The organism is Cedecea colo (assembly GCF_011808225.1).
GTDB classification, from domain to species: Bacteria; Pseudomonadota; Gammaproteobacteria; order Enterobacterales; family Enterobacteriaceae; genus Dryocola; species Dryocola colo.
On the sequence record NZ_SOYS01000001.1, the window covers coordinates 460,887 to 482,779 of the forward strand.

The 21,893-nt window shown below is 54.8% G+C and carries 23 protein-coding genes; 11 read left to right on the forward strand and 12 right to left on the reverse strand.

The window, feature by feature from the left end; all coding sequences use genetic code 11:
• The first annotated feature begins 75 nt into the window (after nt 1-75).
• The 3 genes from E2L00_RS02035 to acnA all read left to right on the forward strand — a co-directional run bounded on the left by E2L00_RS02035 (nt 76) and on the right by acnA (nt 3,519).
• The gene (locus E2L00_RS02035) at nt 76-237 is read left to right on the forward strand and encodes a YmiA family putative membrane protein (protein ID WP_167606268.1); all 162 of its coding nucleotides are present in this window, start codon (nt 76-78) and stop codon (nt 235-237) included.
• A 328-nt stretch (nt 238-565) separates the two neighbouring features.
• Nucleotides 566-664 carry a small membrane protein YmiC gene (gene ymiC / locus E2L00_RS21480; RefSeq protein ID WP_236127650.1) on the forward strand — a complete coding sequence of 33 codons (99 nt, stop codon included), beginning with the start codon at nt 566-568 and terminating at the stop codon, nt 662-664.
• Nucleotides 665-843: 179 nt separating this feature from the next.
• Nucleotides 844-3,519, forward strand: coding sequence for an aconitate hydratase AcnA (gene acnA / locus E2L00_RS02040; protein ID WP_167606271.1), 2,676 nt, complete (start codon nt 844-846; stop codon nt 3,517-3,519).
• A gap of 36 nt (nt 3,520-3,555) precedes the next feature.
• On the opposite strand, the gene ribA is transcribed toward acnA, so the two are convergent.
• Nucleotides 3,556-4,146 carry a GTP cyclohydrolase II gene (ribA, locus tag E2L00_RS02045; RefSeq protein ID WP_167606273.1) on the reverse strand — a complete coding sequence of 197 codons (591 nt, stop codon included), beginning with the start codon at nt 4,144-4,146 and terminating at the stop codon, nt 3,556-3,558.
• Between the two features lie 209 nt (nt 4,147-4,355).
• On the opposite strand from ribA, the gene pgpB reads away from it, so the two are divergent.
• From pgpB to yciH, 5 genes are all read left to right on the forward strand, one after another.
• Complete coding sequence (gene pgpB / locus E2L00_RS02050) at nt 4,356-5,120, forward strand: phosphatidylglycerophosphatase B (protein ID WP_167606275.1); 765 nt, start codon at nt 4,356-4,358, stop codon at nt 5,118-5,120.
• Nucleotides 5,121-5,257: 137 nt separating this feature from the next.
• Entirely contained in the window at nt 5,258-5,563 is a 306-nt protein-coding gene (locus E2L00_RS02055; protein WP_167606278.1) for a lipopolysaccharide assembly protein LapA domain-containing protein, read from the forward strand.
• A 6-nt stretch (nt 5,564-5,569) separates the two neighbouring features.
• Nucleotides 5,570-6,739, forward strand: a complete 1,170-nt coding sequence (lapB, locus tag E2L00_RS02060; RefSeq protein WP_167606281.1) for a lipopolysaccharide assembly protein LapB — start codon at nt 5,570-5,572, stop codon at nt 6,737-6,739.
• 202 nt (nt 6,740-6,941) lie between these two features.
• Nucleotides 6,942-7,679: an orotidine-5'-phosphate decarboxylase gene (gene pyrF / locus E2L00_RS02065; protein ID WP_167606284.1), complete on the forward strand. Its 738-nt coding sequence runs from the start codon at nt 6,942-6,944 to the stop codon at nt 7,677-7,679.
• A gap of 2 nt (nt 7,680-7,681) precedes the next feature.
• Entirely contained in the window at nt 7,682-8,008 is a 327-nt protein-coding gene (yciH, locus tag E2L00_RS02070) for a stress response translation initiation inhibitor YciH (RefSeq protein WP_167606287.1), read from the forward strand.
• 130 nt (nt 8,009-8,138) lie between these two features.
• On the opposite strand, the gene osmB is transcribed toward yciH, so the two are convergent.
• From osmB to E2L00_RS02090, 4 genes are all read right to left on the reverse strand, one after another.
• On the reverse strand, nt 8,139-8,357 hold the full coding sequence (gene osmB / locus E2L00_RS02075) for an osmotically-inducible lipoprotein OsmB (protein WP_167606290.1): 219 nt from the start codon (nt 8,355-8,357) through the stop codon (nt 8,139-8,141).
• Between the two features lie 259 nt (nt 8,358-8,616).
• On the reverse strand, nt 8,617-9,375 hold the full coding sequence (yciT, locus tag E2L00_RS02080; RefSeq protein WP_167606293.1) for a DNA-binding transcriptional regulator YciT: 759 nt from the start codon (nt 9,373-9,375) through the stop codon (nt 8,617-8,619).
• Nucleotides 9,376-9,418: 43 nt separating this feature from the next.
• A complete protein-coding gene (locus E2L00_RS02085) occupies nt 9,419-11,851 on the reverse strand; it encodes a formate C-acetyltransferase/glycerol dehydratase family glycyl radical enzyme (RefSeq protein ID WP_167606295.1) in 2,433 nt (810 codons plus the stop codon).
• Between the two features lie 5 nt (nt 11,852-11,856).
• A complete protein-coding gene (locus E2L00_RS02090; RefSeq protein WP_167606298.1) occupies nt 11,857-12,756 on the reverse strand; it encodes a glycyl-radical enzyme activating protein in 900 nt (299 codons plus the stop codon).
• Between the two features lie 133 nt (nt 12,757-12,889).
• Between E2L00_RS02090 and fsa the strand changes: the two genes are divergently transcribed.
• Entirely contained in the window at nt 12,890-13,552 is a 663-nt protein-coding gene (gene fsa / locus E2L00_RS02095) for a fructose-6-phosphate aldolase (protein ID WP_167606301.1), read from the forward strand.
• A 20-nt stretch (nt 13,553-13,572) separates the two neighbouring features.
• On the opposite strand, the gene yciZ is transcribed toward fsa, so the two are convergent.
• Genes yciZ through paoA form a run of 6 tightly spaced genes read right to left on the reverse strand, consistent with a single transcriptional unit; the run spans nt 13,573 to nt 19,097 of the window.
• Complete coding sequence (gene yciZ / locus E2L00_RS02100) at nt 13,573-13,758, reverse strand: protein YciZ/DeoL (protein WP_167606304.1); 186 nt, start codon at nt 13,756-13,758, stop codon at nt 13,573-13,575.
• A 53-nt stretch (nt 13,759-13,811) separates the two neighbouring features.
• The gene (locus E2L00_RS02105) at nt 13,812-14,384 is read right to left on the reverse strand and encodes a nucleotidyltransferase family protein (protein WP_167606306.1); all 573 of its coding nucleotides are present in this window, start codon (nt 14,382-14,384) and stop codon (nt 13,812-13,814) included.
• A complete protein-coding gene (locus E2L00_RS02110; protein ID WP_167606308.1) occupies nt 14,378-15,334 on the reverse strand; it encodes an XdhC family protein in 957 nt (318 codons plus the stop codon). Before E2L00_RS02110 ends, E2L00_RS02105 begins: the two co-directional genes overlap by 7 nt.
• A gap of 13 nt (nt 15,335-15,347) precedes the next feature.
• Nucleotides 15,348-17,546: an aldehyde oxidoreductase molybdenum-binding subunit PaoC gene (paoC, locus tag E2L00_RS02115; RefSeq protein ID WP_167606311.1), complete on the reverse strand. Its 2,199-nt coding sequence runs from the start codon at nt 17,544-17,546 to the stop codon at nt 15,348-15,350.
• A 4-nt stretch (nt 17,547-17,550) separates the two neighbouring features.
• Nucleotides 17,551-18,501, reverse strand: coding sequence for an FAD binding domain-containing protein (locus E2L00_RS02120; protein ID WP_167606314.1), 951 nt, complete (start codon nt 18,499-18,501; stop codon nt 17,551-17,553).
• On the reverse strand, nt 18,498-19,097 hold the full coding sequence (gene paoA, locus E2L00_RS02125) for an aldehyde dehydrogenase iron-sulfur subunit PaoA (protein ID WP_167606317.1): 600 nt from the start codon (nt 19,095-19,097) through the stop codon (nt 18,498-18,500). Before paoA ends, E2L00_RS02120 begins: the two co-directional genes overlap by 4 nt.
• Nucleotides 19,098-19,335: 238 nt before the next feature.
• Here paoA and umuD point away from each other — a divergent pair, with 238 nt between their 5' ends.
• Nucleotides 19,336-19,770: a translesion error-prone DNA polymerase V autoproteolytic subunit gene (gene umuD, locus E2L00_RS02130; RefSeq protein ID WP_167606320.1), complete on the forward strand. Its 435-nt coding sequence runs from the start codon at nt 19,336-19,338 to the stop codon at nt 19,768-19,770.
• The gene (gene umuC / locus E2L00_RS02135; RefSeq protein WP_167606324.1) at nt 19,754-21,016 is read left to right on the forward strand and encodes a translesion error-prone DNA polymerase V subunit UmuC; all 1,263 of its coding nucleotides are present in this window, start codon (nt 19,754-19,756) and stop codon (nt 21,014-21,016) included. Before umuD ends, umuC begins: the two co-directional genes overlap by 17 nt.
• Before the next feature lie 40 nt (nt 21,017-21,056).
• Here the strand turns inward: umuC and E2L00_RS02140 are convergent, their stop codons facing one another.
• On the reverse strand, nt 21,057-21,707 hold the full coding sequence (locus E2L00_RS02140) for a hypothetical protein (RefSeq protein WP_167606327.1): 651 nt from the start codon (nt 21,705-21,707) through the stop codon (nt 21,057-21,059).
• Nucleotides 21,708-21,893 lie beyond the last annotated feature (186 nt).

The following is a 21,893-nucleotide window of genomic DNA, read 5'->3' on the forward strand; positions in this document are numbered from 1 at the left end:
TGCTGGATTTTGAGCTAGAGTTTCTTTAGGATTAATCCCAACGGACGATTGCTTATAACGATTGTTAACAAGTTTATGATAAGTGGTGTCGATTGTATGAGGTTTGCAATGCCTTCAGGAAGTGAACAACCGCAAAGGGATCCCGAGCTTAAACGTAAAGCCTGGCTGGCGGTATTTCTGGTTTCAGGCCTGTTCTGGTTGATGGTCGCGCTGGTGGCCTGGCACTATTGGAGCTAAAGATGACGGTTCATGGGCAGGTCGCGCGGTCAAAAACCGCATTTCAGCAAGATGACAAGCCGAGCCCGGCGCTAAGGGGGGACAAAACCCGCCTTCCCGCGTCCTGGAAGCTAAACAAACAGCAACAGGAATTTATCGATCTCTTTATTGCTGACGATTACAAAAAACAATAAGCATTAATTTTATTTACGTTTAATTAACTTGCGGTCAGTCACATTTTATCAGCCGCAGTTAACAGCGTACGACTTAATAACTACACACAGCAATATTCTTCGGAACTGATTATTTAATCAGGCAAATTGCATACCGCAAATAAAGAGTAATGCTTATGATGAATCGTTGCACTATTAAATACTGGTCATGGCTTGGCGCTTTTACCGTTTCGGTACTGTTCTGGGCACAGCTGATCGCCACTCTGGTTAACTAGTCTCAAAACGCCCCGTTCTTCGTGCCGGGGCGTTTTCATTTCTCCTGCGTAGTGCGCTCAAATGACCCGATTTATCAATTCGGGTTGTTATCAAAACGTTACGACATGTATGTGTTATCTTTAATAGTGACCCTGAAATCATTCGGGGCATCGCTATCCCTGGTCATAAAGGAGGAGCTATGTCGTTAACTCTACGAGAAGCCAGTAAGGATACGTTGCAGGCGCTGGATAAAACCTATCACTACTACAGTCTGCCGTTGGCATCAAAGGAACTTGGGGATATCACCCGCTTACCCAAGTCGCTAAAAGTCTTACTCGAAAACATGCTGCGCTGGCAGGATGAAGATTCCGTTACGCAAGAGGATATCCACGCGCTGGCCGGCTGGCTGAAAAACGCCCATGCCGATCGTGAAATCGCATACCGACCGGCGCGTGTATTAATGCAGGATTTTACCGGTGTACCGGCAGTGGTGGATTTAGCCGCCATGCGTGAAGCGGTTAAGCGCCTCGGCGGCGACGTCGCTAAAGTAAACCCGCTTTCTTCTGTCGACCTGGTTATTGACCACTCCGTTACCGTTGACCACTTTGGTGATGACGATGCGTTTGAAGAGAACGTGCGTCTGGAAATGGAACGCAACCACGAACGTTACGTCTTCCTGCGCTGGGGTCAGCAGGCGTTCAGCCGCTTCAGCGTCGTGCCGCCCGGCACCGGTATTTGCCACCAGGTCAACCTGGAATACCTTGGTAAAGCCGTCTGGAGTGAAATGCAGGGCGATGAGCTGGTCGCCTATCCGGACACGCTGGTGGGAACCGACTCCCACACTACAATGATCAACGGCCTTGGCGTGCTGGGATGGGGCGTGGGGGGTATCGAAGCGGAAGCGGCGATGCTCGGCCAGCCGGTGTCCATGCTGATCCCGGACGTGGTCGGCTTTAAGCTCGACGGCAAGCTCGGAGAAGGAATTACCGCAACCGATCTCGTTCTGACCGTCACCCAGATGTTGCGTAAGCACGGCGTTGTCGGCAAGTTTGTCGAATTTTACGGCGACGGGCTGGATTCATTGCCGCTGGCAGACCGCGCCACTATCGCCAATATGGCGCCGGAATATGGAGCGACGTGCGGCTTCTTCCCGATTGATGCCGTTACGCTTGATTATATGCGTCTGAGCGGGCGCACCGAAGATCAGGTTGCGCTGGTCGAGGCGTATGCCAAAGCGCAGGGCATGTGGCGTAATACCGGGGATGAACCGGTCTTTACCAGCACCCTTGCGCTGAATATGAATGAAGTGGAAGCGAGCGTCTCCGGCCCGAAACGTCCGCAGGACCGCGTCCCGCTGGGCGAGGTGCCAAAAGCCTTTAGCGCCAGTAACGAACTTGCCCTGAATACTATGCAAAAAGATCGCGCACCGGTGGATTACACGATGGGCGGGCGCGAATATCAGCTCCCGGATGGCGCGGTAGTCATTGCAGCCATTACCTCCTGTACTAACACTTCTAACCCAAGCGTGTTAATGGCGGCGGGCCTGCTGGCGAAAAAAGCGCTGACGCTTGGCCTGAAGCGCCAGCCGTGGGTCAAGGCATCGCTGGCTCCAGGGTCGAAGGTCGTTTCTGACTATCTGGCAAAAGCCCGTCTCACACCTTATCTCGATGATTTAGGTTTTAACCTTGTCGGCTACGGCTGCACCACCTGCATCGGTAACTCAGGGCCGCTGCCCGATCCTATCGAGCAGGCAATCAAGAAAGGCGATTTAACCGTCGGCGCCGTGCTTTCCGGTAACCGCAACTTCGAAGGGCGTATTCATCCGCTGGTGAAAACTAACTGGCTGGCTTCGCCGCCGCTGGTGGTGGCCTATGCGCTTGCGGGAAACATGAATATCAACCTCACAACCGATCCGCTGGGCCACGATCGCAAGGGCGATCCGGTTTATCTGCAGGATATCTGGCCGAGCAACCAGGAGGTCGCGCGCGCGGTAGCGCAGGTTTCTACTGAGATGTTCAATAAAGAGTATGCTGAAGTCTTCGAGGGCACGCCGGAGTGGCGCAGCATTGAAGTCGATCGTTCGGATACTTACGACTGGCAGAGTGATTCTACCTATATTCGCCAGTCGCCTTTCTTTGACGATATGGAAGCAGAGCCGAAAGCGGTACAGGACATCCATGGCGCGCGCGTGCTGGCCATGCTGGGTGATTCGGTCACCACCGACCACATTTCACCCGCGGGCAGCATCAAGCTGGATAGCCCGGCAGGGCGCTATCTGCTTAACCGTGGCGTTGAGCGTCGGGATTTTAACTCCTATGGTTCGCGCCGCGGTAACCATGAAGTAATGATGCGCGGTACGTTCGCCAACATCCGTATCCGTAACGAGATGGTGCCCGAGGTTGAAGGCGGAATGACGCGCCTGCTGCCGGGCGATGAGGTGATGTCGATTTATGATGCGGCGATGCGTTATCAGGCGAAGGGGATACCGCTTGCGGTTATCGCGGGTAAAGAATATGGCTCAGGATCAAGCCGGGACTGGGCAGCAAAAGGGCCGCGTCTTCTGGGCGTGCGGGTGGTTATCTCCGAATCCTTTGAACGTATTCACCGCTCTAACCTTATCGGGATGGGGATTTTGCCGCTTGAATTTCCGCCGGGCGTAACGCGCAAAACGCTGGGGCTGACCGGGGAAGAAACCATTGATATAAGCGGCCTTAACTCGCTCACGCCGGGCGCTACCGTATCGGTGACGTTGTCACATGTAGATGGCCGAAAAGAGGTGATTGACTGCCGCTGCCGTATCGATACCGGAAATGAATTAACCTATTTCCGCAACGATGGCATCTTACATTACGTCATCCGTAACATGCTGAGGTAAATGAAAATCTCCCCCAGCGATGGGGGAGATGAACTGTTATTCGGAAAGCAGGTGGCCCATTTTAGCCGCTTTGGTATCCAGATAATGCGCGTTCTTCGGATTGCGGCCCACGATTAAGGGTACGCGTTCGACGATGTTAATCCCGGCTTCGCTCAGGATTTCTACTTTCTTTGGGTTGTTAGTCAGCAGACGAACCGCATCGACGCCCAGCAGTTTGAACATATCGGCGCACAGGGTGAAATCGCGTTCATCCGCGGCGAAACCGAGCTGATGATTCGCTTCAACGGTATCGTAACCTTTATCCTGCAAAGCGTATGCGCGGATTTTATTGAGCAGGCCAATGTTGCGACCTTCCTGGCGATGATAAAGCAGCACGCCCCGGCCCTCTTCGGCAATGTGCGACAGCGCGGCTTCAAGCTGGAAACCACAGTCACAGCGCAGGCTAAACAATGCATCGCCCGTCAGGCACTCGGAGTGAACACGAGCCAGAACGGACTCATCCCCGGTAATATCACCAAAAACCAGGGCGGCATGATCCTGTCCGGTTGCCAGTTCTTCAAAACCCACCATCAGGAAATCGCCCCATGGGGTTGGCAGTTTGGCTTCTGCCACACGTTTAAGCTGCATGTGATTCTCCAGGTACTTATTCTGACACCCGCAGGCGCCTGCCAGCTTTCTGGCTTGTGCAATTATTATTGTCTATTTTGCCACAACGCAGAAGGCTTCGCCTAATTGGCTGGGCGAAAAGCTATTTTTACTCTTTGATGATGCGCGCGTTTATCCTCCCGTGCACTTTATCGGTTATCCTTGATTCATACTATTTTCAGGGAGGAGCAATGCGCGCTATAGCAAAACGAACCGCGGTGGGTGCAGGACTGTTGTTAATCATGCCGTTAACCGTTTGGCTTACCGGCTGGCGCTGGGAACCGGGCGGCAACGGCGCCTGGCTAAAAGCGCTGTTCTGGCTAACTGAAACGGTGACGCAGCCCTGGGGATTCATCACTCATGTTGTGCTGTGCGGCTGGTTTTTGTGGTGCCTGCGGTTCCGTCTTAAAGCTGCCATTATGCTCTTTGCCATCCTTGCTGCTGCGATCCTCATCGGCCAGACCGTTAAATCAGTTATTAAAGATCGGGTGCAGGAACCTCGCCCGTTCGTGGTGTGGCTGGAAAAAACGCAGCATGTTCCCACCGATGAGTTCTACAATTTAAAGCGTAAGCAGCGTAGCGAACTGGTGAAAAATCAGCTGGCCGGGAATAGCGAAGTGCCGCAGTGGCTGCACAGGCACTGGCAAAAAGAGACCGGTTTTGCCTTTCCTTCAGGCCATACGATGTTTGCCGCCAGCTGGGCATTATTGGGGGTTGGCCTGTTATGGCCGCGCCGACGCACGTTTACCATCGTTTTACTGCTGTTCTGGGCCACCGGCGTAATGGGGAGCCGACTCTTACTGGGTATGCACTGGCCGCGTGATTTGGTGTTCGCCACGTTGCTGTCCTGGCTGCTGGTGACCTGGGCTACCTGGCTTGCACAAAAATTATGCGGCCCGCTTTCCGTGCCGGTTCAGGAAGCTGAAGAAATAGTCGAAAGGGACGACGAGCCTTGAGATTATTGATTTAAACCCCACTTCTGATGAATTGGACGTCGCTAATGGATTCCCCGGACTCACCGGAAATGGTAGTTTATACCGTTGAACAGCATTAGGGCATAACAGTCGCGTACGACCACATAACGGGAAGTAATGTGAAATATTTATTCATTTTCTTACTGGTGCTAGCGATCTTTGTGGTATCCGTCACTTTAGGCGCGCAAAACGATCGGGTAGTGAACTTTAATTACTTGCTTGCTCAGGGCGAATACCGGGTCTCAACATTACTGGCCACACTCTTTGCCGCGGGTTTTATTATCGGCTGGCTCATTTGTAGCCTGTTCTGGCTGCGTGTACGCCTTTCTCTTGCGCGCGCCGAGCGTAAAATTAAGCGCCTTGAACAACAAATCCCCATGAACCCCGTCGTGCCAGATTCCACCGTTCCGGCCGCGAAGGAATAACCGGCTATGCTGGAGCTGCTGTTTCTGTTGTTGCCCGTGGCCGCCGCTTACGGCTGGTATATGGGCCGCAGAAGTGCGTATCAAAATAAACAACAGGAAGCGAATCGCCTGTCGCGCGACTATGTTGCCGGGGTGAATTTCCTGCTGTCTAACCAGCAGGATAAAGCGGTCGATCTCTTTCTTGATATGCTCAAAGAAGATACCAGCACCGTTGAGGCGCACCTTACGTTGGGCAACCTTTTCCGCTCGCGTGGGGAAGTCGACCGCGCCATTCGCATCCACCAGGCGTTAATGGAAAGCGCCTCGCTGACCTACGAGCAGCGGCTGCTGGCCGTTCAGCAGCTGGGCCGCGATTATATGGCCGCCGGCTTGTACGACCGGGCAGAAGATATGTTTGCCCAGCTGGTGGACGAAACGGATTTTCGCATCGGCGCGCTGCAACAGCTTCTGTTAATCCATCAGGCCACCAGCGACTGGCAGAAAGCCATCGATGTTGCCGAACGCCTGGTCAAACTGGGGAAAGACAAACAGCGTACCGAAATCGCCCATTTCTACTGCGAACTTGCCCTGCAACTGATGGGCAGTGACGATCTCGACCGCGCAATGTCGCTGCTAAAGAAAGGCGCGGCGGCAGATAAAAACTGCGCCCGCGTCTCCATTATGATGGGGCGCATCTTTATGGCGAAAGGCGAATACGCTAAGGCTGTTGAAACTCTTCAGCGCGTTATCGATCAGGACAGCGAGCTGGTCAGCGAAACGCTGGAAATGCTGCAGGTTTGCTTCCAGCAGCTCAACAAGCCAGAAGAGTGGGAAGCCTTCCTTAAACGCTGCGTTGAGGAAAACACCGGTGCCGTGGCGGAGCTGATGCTGGCCGGTATTCTGGAGCAAAAAGAAGGGGCGGACATCGCGCAGGTGTACATCAACCGCCAGTTACAGCGCCATCCTACGATGCGCGTGTTCCATCGTCTGATCGATTATCATCTGCAGGACGCCGAAGAGGGACGCGCAAAAGAGAGCCTGATTGTGCTGCGTGATATGGTCGGTGAGCAGGTACGCACCAAGCCGCGCTATCGTTGTCAGAAATGCGGGTTTACCGCTTTTACTATGTACTGGCATTGTCCATCCTGCCGGGCCTGGTCAACGGTTAAACCGATTCGCGGCCTGGACGGGCAGTAAGCCGCACGCTGTCGCTGTTTTTAAAAAAAGGCGTACTTTAGTTACAACATACTTATAAATTTTTATCATTCCCCACCTCAAACACCGAGCAGCAATTGTCTGGCAGGATACAATGGCGGCTGTAAATTTATCGGGGGGGCGGGTAGAATGCTGCCGTTTATCTTCGCGCCGCGCTGGTGCCCAACAGTCAGAAGGTTTAGTCATGAATTCAAGCGCATCTTCCTCCTCCCGTGTTGCCACCCATTCACCCATCGTCGTCGCGCTCGATTACGACAAGCGCGATAGCGCGCTGGCATTTGTTGACCGTATCGATCCGCAGGATTGCCGCCTTAAAGTGGGCAAAGAGATGTTCACGCTATTTGGCCCGCAGTTTGTTAGCGACCTTCAGCAGCGCGGTTTCGATGTTTTTCTCGACCTGAAATTCCATGACATTCCAAATACCACGGCGCGTGCAGTAGCCGCGGCGGCCGAGCTGGGCGTATGGATGGTAAACGTCCACGCCAGCGGCGGGGCGCGCATGATGAATGCCGCTCGCGAGGCGCTGAACTCGTTTGGCAAAGATGCGCCGTTGCTTATCGCGGTTACCGTGCTCACCAGCATGGAAGCCAGTGATTTAGCCGATCTCGGCATCACCTCAAGCCCCGCAGATTATGCAGAACGCCTGGCGCGCCTGACTCAGAACTGTGGCCTTGACGGCGTAGTATGTTCCGCCCATGAAGCGATTCGTTTTAAAAATGAATTGGGCGAGGCTTTTAAGCTGGTAACGCCGGGTATTCGTCCTGCAGGAAGCGACGCAGGCGACCAGCGTCGCATCATGACGCCGCTGCAGGCGCAGACTGCGGGCGTGGATTACATGGTTATCGGGCGTCCGATCACTCAATCAGCCGATCCGGCGCAAGCGCTGCGTGATATCCGAGCCTCGCTAAAACAGGGAGCATAAATATGAAAGATGATAACAGCCGCCTGGTGTATTCCACGGAGACGGGGCGCATCGACGAGCCGAAAAGCGAAGCTGCGCGTCCTAAGGGCGATGGCATTGTCCGTATCCAGCGGCAGACCAGCGGACGCAAAGGAAAGGGCGTATGCCTGATAACCGGTATTGATGCCGATGACGCCACGCTTGCGACGTTAGCTGCTGAATTGAAAAAGAAATGCGGCTGCGGCGGGGCGGTTAAAGAGGGAGTGATTGAAATTCAGGGCGATAAACGGGATCTGATTAAATCGCTGCTGGAAGCAAAAGGCATGAAAGTGAAACTGGCAGGCGGATAAGAGCGCCGGTAAGTAAATTAGAAATTATCAGGCCACGGATATTTCCGTGGCCTTTTTTATGATTGTCGCCAGGCGTGGCGAAACATTTTTAATTCATCAAAACCTATTATGCTTTGGCTGGCCTCAGGCTTTATTTGCTGACCTGGTGGCCAATAACACCACCGACCGCAGCGCCGCCCAGCGTGCCAAGGGCGCTACCATTACTTAATACGGCGCCGCCTACGGCACCGGCACCGGCACCAAGTGCGGTGTTACGATCGCGTTTGGACCAGTTAGAACATGCGCTCAGAGAAGTGGCCAGGGTAAGCGCCAGCATAACAGCGGCAATTTTTTTGTTATTTAAGGTCATAATATTTTCTCCTGAATTATTGATTCATGGATACAAATCTCCCTGTAAGTATAGTGGCTTAAGCGGAGTTGCCATGAAACTGTATGACGATATAGACCCAAAAGATAAAGCGGGTGATTATCACTTCCTGTTATATCGCTAATAAATATTCTAATTTTCGCGCTAAATTAAGACAGGTAAAAAATCTTAAATGGTTGGCAGGATAAATCTGATAGCAAAGCTGCCGGCATAAATTACCGACAGCCCTGACATAAGCGGATTAACTCAGAGGAAATTGCTTAACGATATCGACGTGTACGTCGCTGTCGCGTAGCTGCTGGTGCGCCGTTTCGCTTAGCCCGTCATCCGTTATTACCCGGCTGAAGCGCGCGATTGGCCCAAGCGTATATGGGTGGGTGGCGCCAAATTTGCTGCTGTCCGTCAGCACAATGGCCTCGCTGCCTTTTTCCAGCACCGCGTTCACCACGTCGGCGCGCATCATATCGCGACCGGTAAAGCCTGTTTCAGGCAGGAAACCATCAATGCCAATAAATGCCTTGTTGAAATGCACCTGCTGGATGAACTGTCGGGTTAGCGGGCCTACCATGCTCTCGCTTTTTTTCTGATAAATGCCGCCCAGCAAAATCACTTCGCAATCTGTATCCTTAAGCAGATGGGCAATATAGCTGCTTACGGTAATCAGCGTAACGCGCTTATGCTCCGCCAACGTGCGGGCGAGAAGGGCATTGCTGCTGCCATTTTCGATAAATACGGTTTCACCGTCGTTCACAAGCGTTGCTGCGAATTCCGCCAGAGTCCGCTTCAGGGCGTAGTTATTCATCATGCGGGTTTCAACGTCGTCGCTTTCAAGCCCAACGGCGTAACCGTGGGCGCGCCGCAGATAGCTACGCTTTTCCAGAAGGTTAAGATCCTGACGGATAGTCACTTCGGAAACGCCGGTTATTTTGGCAAGATCGGTCACACTCATGCGGCCTTGATCAATCACCATCTGTAATATGATTTGTTGTCTGGAATTCATGTCAGCCAATTATGGGCGGTGGTTTTTGCCACCGCCTGAGTCGTCAAAGGGTGTGTTCTGTTCGGGCTATAATATCATCCTGGGCGTCCGGAGATAAGGCTGTAAAGAATGCCGAGTAACCTGCTACACGCACCACTAAATCGCGATGTTTATCAGGATGTTGTTTTGCGTCGATCAGGGTTTCACGCGAAACTATGTTGTATTGCACGTGCCAGCCTTTGTGCGCTTCAAAGAACGTTCGCAGCATAAACGTTAATTTTTCGCGGTCGCGCGGGTTAACGAGCGTGCTCGGGTTCAGCTTCTGATTCAGCAGCACGCCGCCCAGAATCTTGCTGGTTGGCAGCTTGCCGACGGAGTTGATGACGGCCGTTGGCCCCAGCCTGTCGGTGCCGGAGGCCGGGCTTGCGCCTTCCGCCAGCGGAGTGGTAGCTTTGCGTCCATCGGGCGTCGCCATGGTTGCGGCGCCAAAGGGCACGTTAGCAGAAATTGATGACGTGCCCGCGTAGTAAGTACCGCCAACCGGCCCGCGCCCAAAGCGAGTATTGTGATACTGCTTAAGCTCATCAATATAGGTTTGATAGGCTCGGGCCAGCAGCAGATCCACTTCATCATCGTCATTGCCGTACTTAGGCGCGCTGTTAATCAGGCGCTGACGCAACTGCTCGCCGCTAAGCCCGGCAAAATCATTGGCCAGCGCTTCGGCAAGCTGCTGTTGTCCAATCGCGCTTTGCTCAAATACCAGCTTACGCACCGCAGCCAGGCCGTTGCCGAGGTTTGCGATACCCACCTGTAAGCCAGAAACCCAGTCATATTTTGCGCCGCCTTGCTTAATGCTTTTACCGCGTTCGATGCAGTCATCCACCAGCGCAGAACAGAGAATATCGTGAGCGTTTTCTTCCAGAACGGTGTCCACCACGCATTCGATTTCGATAGATTTTTGCGTGTAGTAACGGATTTGTGCATCCCAGGCGGACATCACTTCATCGAAATCGTTGAAGTTTCCTTCTGAAAGCGCCTTTTCCTGCGGCAGGAAGATTTTTCCGCTGGTGGCATCGCGACCATGCTCGAGCGTTGCCAGCATCACGCGGGCAAAATTAATGAAGCTCATACCGGTACAGCGGTAGCCCCACTTGCCGCCCACGGCGGTTTCGATACAGCCGATTGCCGCATAGTCGTACGCATCTTCGCGGCTCACGCCCAGCCTGATGAATTCGTCGATAACAATTTCATCGTTATTAAAAGCTGGCATACCAAAACCGCAGCGAATCACCTGCACGCAGGCATCGAGGAAATCATTGCTCATCCCGGCGTGGTAACGCACGCTGAGGTTTGGCTGCGTGGAACGAAGCTGACCGCAGGATTCAAGCACCGCATAAGAAAGCGGGTTCACCGCGTCCACCGCCTCGCCGTTAAGCAACTTTTGCCCGCCGATGGTCACGTTCTGATATAGCGGGCTGCCCGCCGAGGCTTTCGAGTGCGTACCGGAACGGATTTTGTTGACTTCCAGCAGCTTCAGCCAGCAGCTCTGCAATAGTTCGATAGCCTGGTCACGTCCCAGCGTTTGTTCAAGTTCCACATCGCGGCGATACCAGGGGTAAAGATACTGATCCAGTCGGCCAAAAGAGACGGAGTGCCCGTTGGATTCGATCTGCAATACCAGCTGCACGAAGTAGCTCAGTTGCAGCGCCTGCCAGAACGTTTGCGGCGGCTCGTGTGCGATGCGTTCGCAGTTTTCCGCCATCGCCAATAGTTCATCGCGCCGGGCGATGCGTGTCTCTTTGCCCGCCATTTCTTTTGCCAGCTCTGCGTAACGCAGAATATGCTCGCTTAACGCGGCGAAAGTAATATCAATGGCTTTCAGAAACTGTTCTTTGTGCAGATCGCTCCAGTCGGTGAGCTGCAAACGCTCACGCCGCTCGGCCACTTTTTCGCGCAGGCCATCAAGTCCCAGCTCCAGCAGCCGTGGAAAATTCACCGCCAGGTGCGCGTCGCCGGAGGTCATATTGCCTTCGGCTTTAATAATTCCGCTCGACAGCAGCGCTTTTTGCTCATCGGTAAATATGCCGTAGCAGCGATCCTGCACCGTCTGGCCACGCCACCACGGACAAATTTCATGCATCACGATTTTATCTTCAGCGGAGACGGAAAAGCCTGCGCCCGGCCGATCGCCAAGCTCGTCGATCTCCGTTTCGATCCAACCTACAGTATATTCCGGAAAGAACGGTGCGGCGCGTACCTGGCTTGCCTGGTTGCCGATAATCAACTCGTCGTGCTTGATCCAGATAGTGCGCTCGGCCAGATGATGCGCCAGCGCCAGAGCGCGACGAACCGGCAGCGGTTTATCCTGATGCTGCTGGTAAATGGCAGTATAGTGCTGCGCGCGCTCGGTACAGACCGGCGGCTTAACGATGTGGATCAGCGCTTCTTTATGCACCTGAATACGTGGGCTAAGAAAGTTCAGGTTCAGTTCGGTCATCTTGTTTATCCTCCAATCCAGGCGGTCATACCTTTCTGGCTGGCATACTGCCCGGCAAAATGCAGCAGTCCGGGCGCATCAAGAGGCTTATGCGCGGCCAGATAGGGGACGTTCAGGAGCTTATATTTGTTGATACCTAAGGTGTGGTAGGGCAAAAAATGGATCGCTTTAGCGCCGATCTCGTCGGCAGCAAAATCGCTTATAGCGCGAACGGACCGTTCATCGGCATTAAAATCGGGGATCAGCGGAACACGGATAGTCATCTCCACGCCGTGTGCGGCAAGTTTGCGGAAGTTATCCAGCACCCGTTCTACGTTGCCATCCGTCCATTGATGAAAACGCCGCTTATCGACATGTTTTAAATCTGCGAGCAGCAGATCCAGATGCGGTAAAGCAGGTTCAATATATTTCCACGGCACGTGCAGACAGGACTCTACGGCGGTATTGATTCCGGCTTCCTTGCTGCGCTGCAACAAAGCGCGTGCCAGCTCAGGCTGCATAAAAGGCTCGCCGCCGGAGAGCGTAATGCCGCCGCCGCTGCGATCGTAGAAGGGTTTATCGCGCAGCACCTTTTCCATGATGGCGTCGGCGCTTTGCGTTTCGCCGCAGACGGTCAGCGCCTGGGTTGGACAGCAGCCGGTTAGGGTATTCATGTGCGCATCGGTGAGTTTTTCGCGGGCGATAATCAGCTTTTCATCCACGCGTGAAATCATCTGCGGGGCAGCTTGCTGGCACAAATCGCAGCCCGCCAGACACAGTCGCTCGTCAAATAAAACATCCTGCGTACGCGCGCGGCTTTCCGGATTCTGGCACCAGCGGCAGCCGAGCGGGCAACCTTTCAGGAACACCACGGTGCGAATGCCCGGGCCGTCATGGGTAGAGTAACGCTGGATATTGAAAAGCATAAATACGCCTCTTAACTTTCTTTCGTAAAGTAAATTACTTTCGAGTGAAAGTTTTATTGATTTTGATCAGGTGAAAATCAAAAGGCGAGGCTATGATGACGAGATTGAGATCTGTCACAAATCCGGAGAGCTTATGGAACTGTATTTAGACACTGCCGACGTAACTGCCGTTAAGCGTTTAGCTCGGGTATTGCCGCTGCAAGGGGTGACGACCAACCCCTCTATTATCGCCAAAGCGGGTAAGCCGTTATGGGAAGTTCTGCCTGCGTTGCAGGATGCGCTGGGCGGCGAGGGCAGGCTGTTTGCTCAGGTGATTGCGGCCAATGCGGATGAAATGGTGCGGGAAGCACGGCTGCTGACCAGCCGCGTGCCGGGCCTGGTGGTGAAAATTCCGACCACCGTAGAAGGCCTGGCGGCGATGAAACAGCTTAAAGCGCTGGCGATCCCGACGCTGGGCACGGCGGTGTATGGCGCAGCTCAGGGGCTGCTGGCAGCTCTGGCCGGAGCAGAGTATGTTGCGCCTTACGTGAATCGTCTGGACGCCCAGGGCGGCGACGGTATACAGATGGTACAGGATTTACAGCAGTTACTAACGCTACACGCGCCGTCTTCAAAGGTGCTGGCCGCAAGCTTCCGTACGCCGCATCAGGCAATGTCATGCCTGCTGGCTGGCTGTGAAGCCATCACGTTGCCGCTGGACGTTGCCGAACAGATGTTGACGACGCCTGCCGTCACCGCAGCCATCGCAACCTTTGAAAAAGACTGGCAGAGCGCCTTTGGTGCTTTGACGCTGTAGTGCCCCTTAACGCCGGGCTTTCAGATTTCCCACGGCGATTTTTTTAAATCGCTGTCGGGCGCCTCTTCGCCATTAGCGATGCTTAATAATTCCGCTTTCAAAATTTCCAGGTTATTCAGCGCCGAGGCCTGGTCGCCTCCGACTAAAATATCCAGCACCGTATCAATACGCTTAGCGAGCTGTCGCGGGTCCACTGTAGTAGCCATGATGCATCCTGTTCTTTGCAGAAATAATTGCTGAGAGGATAATGCAAAAAATATCAGAGAGCTATACGTCTTGCCCGGGCGCTGAGCCAACGCCGGGCCAGACGTAAGTCGGACAGGACGTCGATATCGTGCACGATCCCGACGTCGGCGAGGGAAAGATCCAGCACATTTCCCTCTGGCCGTGAATCCCGCACGATTTCCCTGGCACCCATATCGCCGCTAAGCGCCATAAGAGAATGAACGCATTCCCGACGAAATCCCACCGGGTGTCCCTGCCGCTTGCGGTAATAGGGTACGACAACCGGTTTTTCCCTCAGCGTATCGGCGACATGTTGCAGTGAAGCTGGGCTAATCAACGGCAAATCAGCAGGCAGAATAAGCCATCCCGATGCGTTTGCGGTTGCCCGCACGCCCATCGCGATAGAATCGCCCATGCCGCCGGTGCCGCCTTCCGGCTTTACAAGGTGCCACTGCAGACCAGACGCTTGCACGGCCTGAAGGACATGCCACAGAACAGGTTTTCCATTGAGCAAAGCATTCAGCTTATGTGTCGAGGTTCCGGAGGCGAGAAACCTTTCCCCCTTTCCGGCCGCAAGAATAATGACGGTGGGAGAGGGCGTCAGCATGCTTTCTTATCCATACTGTTAAGACGCGCCGCTGCTACATCGGCCAGCACGGAAAGCGCCAGCGAGTGCGCATCGCGTGCTTTAGGAAAGATCCCTATCGGGGCCTTGATCCGGGCGATATCATGGGCGTGCCAGCCAAGATCCGTTAGCCTTTGCACGCGCTCACGATGGGTGCGTCTGCTGCCCAGCGCGCCGATGTAAAAGGGCGTAGCGGCCAGAGCGGCCTGTAGAGCGGGCAGCTCCCGGTGCAGATCGTGGTAGAGCAGTATCACCGCCGTGTCCGAATCAATAGCTGCGGGAGGCGCATGTAGCGATGTGCCATCGCTGATATGAACCTCATAGCCGGTAGCCTGAGCCAGGCCGGCGGTAATCTCTGCTTCGATGGAGCGACCATAAATGACAGCCCGGGTGCAGGGGCGGTAGCGGGTATCGAAAAACTCGCCGTTCCAGCCCGTATCCCGGTCGGACATCATGCTTTGCAGGGTCTGGGATTGCGGGTGATAGCGCAGGCCCGCAGGCCTGCGCTGGTCCAGCGCAGAAAGTACGGCCAGCAGCGGTTCGGCGGAGCGCAAGTTGTGAATGCTCAGGGTGATGCTGCCTCCGCAGGGAAGGACGATATCAAACCAGGGCGATCCCTTGCCGTAAACAACCGTGCGATCGTTACCGGAACTTATGGCCTGCATGGCTTCGTAAGCGGCGGCGCCTTCAACACAGCCGCCCGATACGAAGCCGCAATATAAGCCATCCTCCCGCACAGCCATGTGCGCTCCCAGCGCGCGTGCGCCACCACCAAGTATACCAACCAGCGTCACCAGAGCGACGGCCACGCCGTTGCTGATGGCTTCAGCCGCGAAACGCAGGATTTCCACGCTGTTGTCGGTCAAAAACGCCTGTTCTGGCGTGAGCAGGTAATCATCTGCTTGTTCGATAACTGGGGACAGTTTCAGCATCTTTTCTCCATCCTCAGGTAAGTTCCGGCAACGCTTTCAGCAGCTTATTAAGCGTGAGGGGATAATCCCGCACCCGGACCCCGGTCGCGTTATAAACTGCATTGACGATAGCCGCACTTACGCCGCACAAGCCCAGCTCGCCCACGCCTTTAGCTTTCATTGGCGAAGAAACAGGATCGGTATCATCGAGGAAAATGACCTCCTGCTCGGGGATATCGGCATGAACCGGCACCTCGTAGGCTGCCAGATCGTGATTAACGAAATAACCCAGCCTTTTGTCGACGACCAGCTCTTCCATCAGCGCCGCGCCCAGCCCCATGGTCATGGCGCCAATAACCTGGCTTCGCGCCGTTTTAGGATTGAGTATCCGGCCCGCGGCGCACACGGCCAGCATGCGGCGAACGCGTACTTCACCGGTAGCCATATCTACCCCAACTTCAACGAAATGAGCGGCAAAGGTGGATTGCTGGTAGGCCTTATCAAGCTCGCCGAATTCGATAGTATCTTCAACGGTCAAAGTCCCGTCAGCGGCAGCTTCCCTGAGCTGAGCGCTGCGATCCCCGACGCGTACCCGTTCATCGACAAATGCCGCCTCATGCGCATCAAAACCAAGCTTTTTCGCCACCGCCTCGCGCAGCCTGACGCAGGCTGCATAAACCCCTGCCGTTGAGCTGTTAGCGCCCCATTGCCCGCCCGAACCGGAAGAGACCGGGAACTCGGAATCCCCCAGCCGCACCGCTACTTTTTCCAGCGGCACGCCCAACATTTCAGCCGCGGTCTGGGCGATGATGGTGTAGCTGCCCGTGCCGATATCCGTCATGTCGGTTTCCACGGTTACCAGGCCCTGCGCATCAAGGTGAACGCGCGCGCCGGACGTTGTTACCAGATTGTCGCGAAAGCCGGCCGCGACGCCCATTCCGATCATCCAGCGTCCGTCCCGCACCTGCGCAGGCCGCGTGTTTCGGCGGTTCCAGCCAAAGCGCTCTGCTCCCGTGCGCAGGCATGCAATCAGTTGCCGCCGGGAAAAGAAGCGTTCGGGACGGGCAGGATCGACCTGGGTATCGTTGAGAATACGGAACGCTATCGGATCCAGTCCCGCTTTCTCGGCTATTTCATCGATGGCTATCTCCAGGGCCATCAAACCCGGTGCTTCTCCGGGGGCGCGCATGGCATTGCCTTCCGGCAGATCAAGCTTCGCCAGCCGCAGCCCGGTATGGCGGTTAGCGCCCGCGTAAAGCAGTTCGGTCTGGTGAACCGCCGTCTCTGGCTGGCCGCCAGGAAGGTTGCCTGACCAGCTCTCATGGGCGATGGCGGCGATGCGCCCGCTTTCATCCGTACCGATGCGGATGTGCTGAATAGTCGCCGGGCGGTGCGTAGTGTTGTTGGGAATCAGGGGTCTTTGCAGCGCAATCTTGACCGGCCGTTTCGCTGCGCGAGCGCCAAGTGCCGCCAGCAAGGCATCGCTGCGCAGAAACAGTTTCCCGCCAAAACCGCCGCCGATATAAGGCGCAAGCACCCGCACATTCTCTTTTTCCAGCTTAAGCGTTTTGGCCAGCTCGTTCCTGCACCAGTTGACCATCTGGTTTGAGGTCCAGACGGTGAGCTTCTCGCCTTCCCAGACGGCCATTGAAGCGTGCAGTTCCATAGCCATATGGCTCTGATCGGGAGTGGTGTAGGTGGCATCAAGCTGCACCGCTGACGCTGAGAAGGCGCTGGCAAAATCGCCCGTCGTTTTATCCGGCGTGCCTTCCGGCGGCGTGGTAACGCCAGGTTTTTCATGGGCCAGATCCCAGGCGCCTTGCTCGCGGTGATAATCCACCTGCACCAGTTCCGCCGCCGCGCGCGCCTGCTCGAAAGTTTCCGCGACAACGACGGCAACGGCCTGGTGATAGTGCTCAATATCAGGACCGCCCAGAAGCGTTGCCGCGTTCATTTCTCCTTTACCGAGGGGACCGGCGTTATCGGCGGTGACAATGGCAAGCACGCCCGGCGCATGACGGGCGGCCTCAAGATCGATCGAATTGATTCGGCCCCTGGCGATGGCGGAGCCCACCACATAGCCATACGCCGCATCGGGCGCCTCGTCATGCCTCTCGTAGGCATAACAGGCGGTTCCGGTAGTTTTGGCAGGGCCGTCAATACGATCGTGAGGGCGGCCCACGACCCGGAGCTGGTCGATGGGGTTATCTTTTGCAGGCTTTACAAATTTCATCGATTCAGCTCCTCGCTTCCGTCAGCACAGAGGCGAGCGTGCGCTTCGCCAGTATGAGTTTGAATGCGTTCTGCGGCGTCGGATGCGCGCTTGCAAACAGCCGCTCATACACCGCGCTGGCCCCGTGGGCCAGTTCCGCATCGGCTTCTTCAAGCCGCCAGGGTTTGTGCGCCACGCCACCCAGCGCAACGCGGCCGCTCCCGTCGGGCTGCACGATGGCGGCGACCGAAACCAGGGCAAAGGCGTAAGAGGCGCGATCGCGCACTTTGCGATAGATATGGGTTCCGCCCAAAGGAGGCGGTAGCGTGACCGCGGCGATCAGCTCACCGGGGGACAGCGTATTTTCCAGATGAGGCGTGTTGCCTGGCGCGAGATAAAAGTCTGCGACAGGGATATTGCGCACGCTCCCGTCAGGGCTAACCGTCTCCACGACCGCATCCAGCAGACGCATGGCGACAGCCATATCGCTGGGATGGGTGGCGATACAGGCTTCACTTGCGCCTACCACCGCATGCTGTCTACTGAACCCCTCCAGCGCGGCGCAGCCGCTGCCGGGCTGCCGCTTGTTGCAGGGTTGATTTGTATCGTAAAAGTAGGGGCAACGCGTGCGCTGGAGCAGGTTACCTGCGGTAGTTGCCCGGTTGCGCAACTGGCCGGATGCGCCCGCAAGCAGCGCCCGTGAAAGCACGGCATAATCGCGACGTATGCGGGGGTCGGCAGCCAGATCGGTGTTGCGCACCAGCGCCCCGATGCGCACGCCGCCTTCGGCGGTCGGCTCGATTTTATCCAGCGCCAGACCGTTAACGTCAATCAGGTGGCAGGGTGTCTCTATCTCCAGCTTCATTAAATCGAGAAGGTTTGTCCCGCCCGCAATAAATTTCGCACCCGGCGTGCGTCGGGCGCTTGCTGCCGCTTCAGCAGGCGTTTTTACTCGCTCATAGGTAAAGGCCTTCATGATTTCTGGCCCTCCGCAACATCTTCAATCGCCGCAAGAATGTTGGAGTAAGCTCCACAGCGGCAGATATTGCCGCTCATTCGCTCGCGTATTTCCTCCGCCGTTAACTCAGGAGGTGAAACTAAATCGAGAGTGACGTGGCTGGGGATGCCCGCTTCAATTTCTTCCAGCACGGCCACGGACGAGCAGATCTGCCCCGGCGTGCAGTAGCCACACTGATAGCCGTCATGTTTTACAAACGCGGCCTGCATGGGATGCAGGTTGTCAGGCGTACCCAGACCTTCGATAGTGGTGACGTCGGCGTCCTGCTGCATCACCGCAAGCGTAAGGCATGAGTTGATTCGGCGGCCGTCCACGATAACGGTACAGGCGCCGCACTGGCCGTGATCGCAGCCTTTTTTTGTCCCGGTGAGATGCAGATTTTCGCGCAGCGCATCCAGCAGCGTAGTACGCGTATCGACTTCCATATGCCGCGTCTCGCCGTTTACTTTCAACGTCAGGCGAGACATTACAACGTTCCTGGTGAAGTTACTGCTGCTGTTGCCGCCTGTACTTGCCAGGCGCTTTTTATCAGCTTCATTGCCACGGTTGCTCATACCAGGCCTCCAGAATTCTAAAAGTTAAGCCAGCAAAAAATGGACGCTCTCTGTTACTACAATGTGCAAATTTTTATAACGAACATTTAATAATAGACGGCGAGGGCGCAGGAGAGAGGGAATGGGCTACTTTTCGTACCGTTTCAAAGGATTTATGCAATCTCATCACAAGTCGCTTGATCCAATCGGTAAATGCGTATTACTGTGTTTATATACAGTAAATTGTGGCTGAATAATTATGGATAATATTTTTTCATGCGATACCGGCAAGCGCGTTGAGTTACCGCTTTTTTTAGAGCGAGTCTCATGCGGCTTTCCCAGCCCGGCTCAGGATTACGTCGAGGGCAGTCTCGATCTGAATAAACTGGTCGTTAAACATCCGAGCGCGACCTACTTTGTCCGGGTCAGCGGCGATTCAATGATTGGCGCGGGGATCGCCGATGGCGACTTGCTGGTGGTCGATCGTTCCTTAACCGCAGAACATGGCGATATCGTAGTGGCTGCGGTCGCCGGGGAATTTACCGTAAAAGAGCTGCGCACCCGTCCCTCTCTTCGGCTCATACCGCATAACAGAAATTATTCCCCCATTGTTTTCCTGCCGGGAGAAGAGCTGGAAATATTCGGCGTGGTGACGTTCACATTAAAATCGAACCGACATGTTCGCGCTGGTTGACGTTAATAATTTCTACACGTCCTGTGAGACCGTTTTCCGACCGGATTTGCGGGGCAAACCCGTGGTGGTGGTCTCAAATAACGACGGATGCGTTATTTCGCTTTCAGCGGAAGCGAAGGCTTTAGGCATACAAAGAGGGATGCCTTATTTCAAAATTAAAGCAGACATGAAGCGTCAGCAGGTCGCTGTGTTCAGTTCAAATTATGCGCTTTATGCCGATCTCAGCCATCGGGTAATGATGACCCTGGCCGAGATGGCGCCCGCCGTAGAGGTTTATTCCATCGACGAGGCTTTTATTAATGTGGCAAGCATAAGCCGCTGTCTTTCCCTCGATACGTTTGGTCATCAGTTACGTGACCGGGTATTAAAGCATACCGGCCTGACCGTCGGAGTGGGTATTGCGCCCACCAAAACGCTCGCCAAGCTTGCCAACTTTGCGGCAAAAAGGTGGCGTAAAACCGGCGGCGTGGTGGAATTATCTGACAATGAGCGCCTGCGAAAACTGTTGCCTCTGGTGCCGGTACATGAGGTCTGGGGAGTCGGGCGGCGCATCAGTAAAAAACTCGAACTGTCAGGCATTGAAAACGCGCTGCAACTTGCTGACAGCTCAACCTGGCTTATCCGTAAGCGCTTTAGCGTGGTGCTCGAGCGCACGGTTCGTGAACTACGCGGTGAAGCCTGCCTGGCGGCGGAAGAATTTGCGCCGACTAAACAACATATCCTTTGTAGCCGTTCATTTGGGCAACGCATCACCGCGTATGAAGAGATGCATCAGGCGGTTTGTGCCTACGCGGAACGAGCTGCTGAAAAGCTCAGAGCCGAGAAGCAGTTCTGCTGCGTGATTAGCGTCTATATCCGTACCAGCCCGCACGCCGACAACGAAACGTTCTACGGCCCGCAGGCCAGCGGCCGCCTGGCTATTCCTTCCAACGATACTCGCGACATTATTCGCGTTGCCATTAACGCACTGGAGCAGATCTGGAAAGACGGCCATCGCTATATAAAAGCGGGCGTTATGTTGAGTGATTTCTTCAGTCAGGGTGTGGCCCAGCTCAATCTGTTTGATGAGTATCAGCCCCGGCCCAACAGCAATGAGCTGATGCAGACGATCGACAGGCTTAATCATTCAGGCAGAGGCACGGTGTGGTTTGCCGGGCAGGGGATTCAGAAAAGCTGGGCGATGAAGCGCGAGATGTTATCGCCTGGTTATACAACCCGCTACTCAGACCTGCCGATTGTCAGATAATCTGAGGTTTTCACAGAACATACTCCGACAAGCTCTATTTTTAAAAAGAGACGGGTCTGGATGAACACCACTCACGCTCGCCTCGCGAGCGAAAATCACCTATCGCCTCTTCAATGACCTGCTGGCTGAGCGAAGAAGCTGCAACAATTATTCGCAGCCCCAGTCCGTAAGCGTAAGCGGGTAAATACTGGTAACGAGGATATATAACGGGTGGATCGTCACGAGCAATTTCCTGCTCGCGTTTTCGCACATACTGCGAAAATGTAAGCCCATCGAAAGCAGCGTATTCACGCGCTTTTCGGGCGACCAGCGTGTGACTTACAATTTCCCCTTTCGCATTATAATCAGGGCGAGTTTCTGGTTTAAATTCTCTTTCGCGCTCCTGTTCGCTTAACCTGATGTAGGCTTCATTAAATGCACGTGAGTGAACCGCATCATTAAAAGCCATCTGCGCGGTGATAATCTCCGCATTCCAGAATACGGCAGGATCTTGCCCCGTAAAATAAATGTCACTCCAGGCCCAGATATTCCCTGATGCCTCGTTGAAGCGGGTAAATTCACACTCGTCATAAAATATTCCCCCACAGCGGCTGCGTTCTTTACGAATGAGGTTCTTGAGGACAATGACTTGCTTACGGCGTTTGCGCCGTGAGAGGGAAGTAAAAAGGCGGGGCTTGCGATGACGAGGCATGGTGACTCCTTAACCGATAAAACGTATATACGGCTGGGAGAAACCCAGCCTGCCAGCATACTAAAAGGCGCCAGGGATGCATAGAGCCTGGCTGCCGGTTGCCTGGATGAATGGATAAGCATCGCAATTACGCCACGGCAGTTCTCCTGTGTCGAAATAAACAGGCTCAGATAAACGTTATTCGCT

Bases quoted from the DNA above. Each gene is read 5' to 3' on its own strand.
- E2L00_RS02110 (WP_167606308.1), bottom strand. From the start codon at position 15,334: ATGCTGAAACTGTCCCCAGTTATCGAACAAGCAGATGATTACCTGCTC.
- E2L00_RS02085 (WP_167606295.1), bottom strand. From the start codon at position 11,851: ATGACCGAACTGAACCTGAACTTTCTTAGCCCACGTATTCAGGTGCAT.
- osmB (WP_167606290.1), bottom strand. From the start codon at position 8,357: ATGACCTTAAATAACAAAAAAATTGCCGCTGTTATGCTGGCGCTTACC.
- yciH (WP_167606287.1), top strand. From the start codon at position 7,682: ATGAAAGATGATAACAGCCGCCTGGTGTATTCCACGGAGACGGGGCGC.
- acnA (WP_167606271.1), top strand. From the start codon at position 844: ATGTCGTTAACTCTACGAGAAGCCAGTAAGGATACGTTGCAGGCGCTG.
- E2L00_RS02090 (WP_167606298.1), bottom strand. From the start codon at position 12,756: ATGCTTTTCAATATCCAGCGTTACTCTACCCATGACGGCCCGGGCATT.
- umuC (WP_167606324.1), top strand. From the start codon at position 19,754: ATGTTCGCGCTGGTTGACGTTAATAATTTCTACACGTCCTGTGAGACC.
- fsa (WP_167606301.1), top strand. From the start codon at position 12,890: ATGGAACTGTATTTAGACACTGCCGACGTAACTGCCGTTAAGCGTTTA.
- pyrF (WP_167606284.1), top strand. From the start codon at position 6,942: ATGAATTCAAGCGCATCTTCCTCCTCCCGTGTTGCCACCCATTCACCC.
- E2L00_RS02035 (WP_167606268.1), top strand. From the start codon at position 76: ATGATAAGTGGTGTCGATTGTATGAGGTTTGCAATGCCTTCAGGAAGT.
- ribA (WP_167606273.1), bottom strand. From the start codon at position 4,146: ATGCAGCTTAAACGTGTGGCAGAAGCCAAACTGCCAACCCCATGGGGC.
- E2L00_RS02140 (WP_167606327.1), bottom strand. From the start codon at position 21,707: ATGCCTCGTCATCGCAAGCCCCGCCTTTTTACTTCCCTCTCACGGCGC.
- ymiC (WP_236127650.1), top strand. From the start codon at position 566: ATGATGAATCGTTGCACTATTAAATACTGGTCATGGCTTGGCGCTTTT.
- E2L00_RS02105 (WP_167606306.1), bottom strand. From the start codon at position 14,384: ATGCTGACGCCCTCTCCCACCGTCATTATTCTTGCGGCCGGAAAGGGG.
- lapB (WP_167606281.1), top strand. From the start codon at position 5,570: ATGCTGGAGCTGCTGTTTCTGTTGTTGCCCGTGGCCGCCGCTTACGGC.
- yciZ (WP_167606304.1), bottom strand. From the start codon at position 13,758: ATGGCTACTACAGTGGACCCGCGACAGCTCGCTAAGCGTATTGATACG.
- E2L00_RS02120 (WP_167606314.1), bottom strand. From the start codon at position 18,501: ATGAAGGCCTTTACCTATGAGCGAGTAAAAACGCCTGCTGAAGCGGCA.
- paoC (WP_167606311.1), bottom strand. From the start codon at position 17,546: ATGAAATTTGTAAAGCCTGCAAAAGATAACCCCATCGACCAGCTCCGG.
- paoA (WP_167606317.1), bottom strand. From the start codon at position 19,097: ATGAGCAACCGTGGCAATGAAGCTGATAAAAAGCGCCTGGCAAGTACA.
- umuD (WP_167606320.1), top strand. From the start codon at position 19,336: ATGGATAATATTTTTTCATGCGATACCGGCAAGCGCGTTGAGTTACCG.
- yciT (WP_167606293.1), bottom strand. From the start codon at position 9,375: ATGAATTCCAGACAACAAATCATATTACAGATGGTGATTGATCAAGGC.
- pgpB (WP_167606275.1), top strand. From the start codon at position 4,356: ATGCGCGCTATAGCAAAACGAACCGCGGTGGGTGCAGGACTGTTGTTA.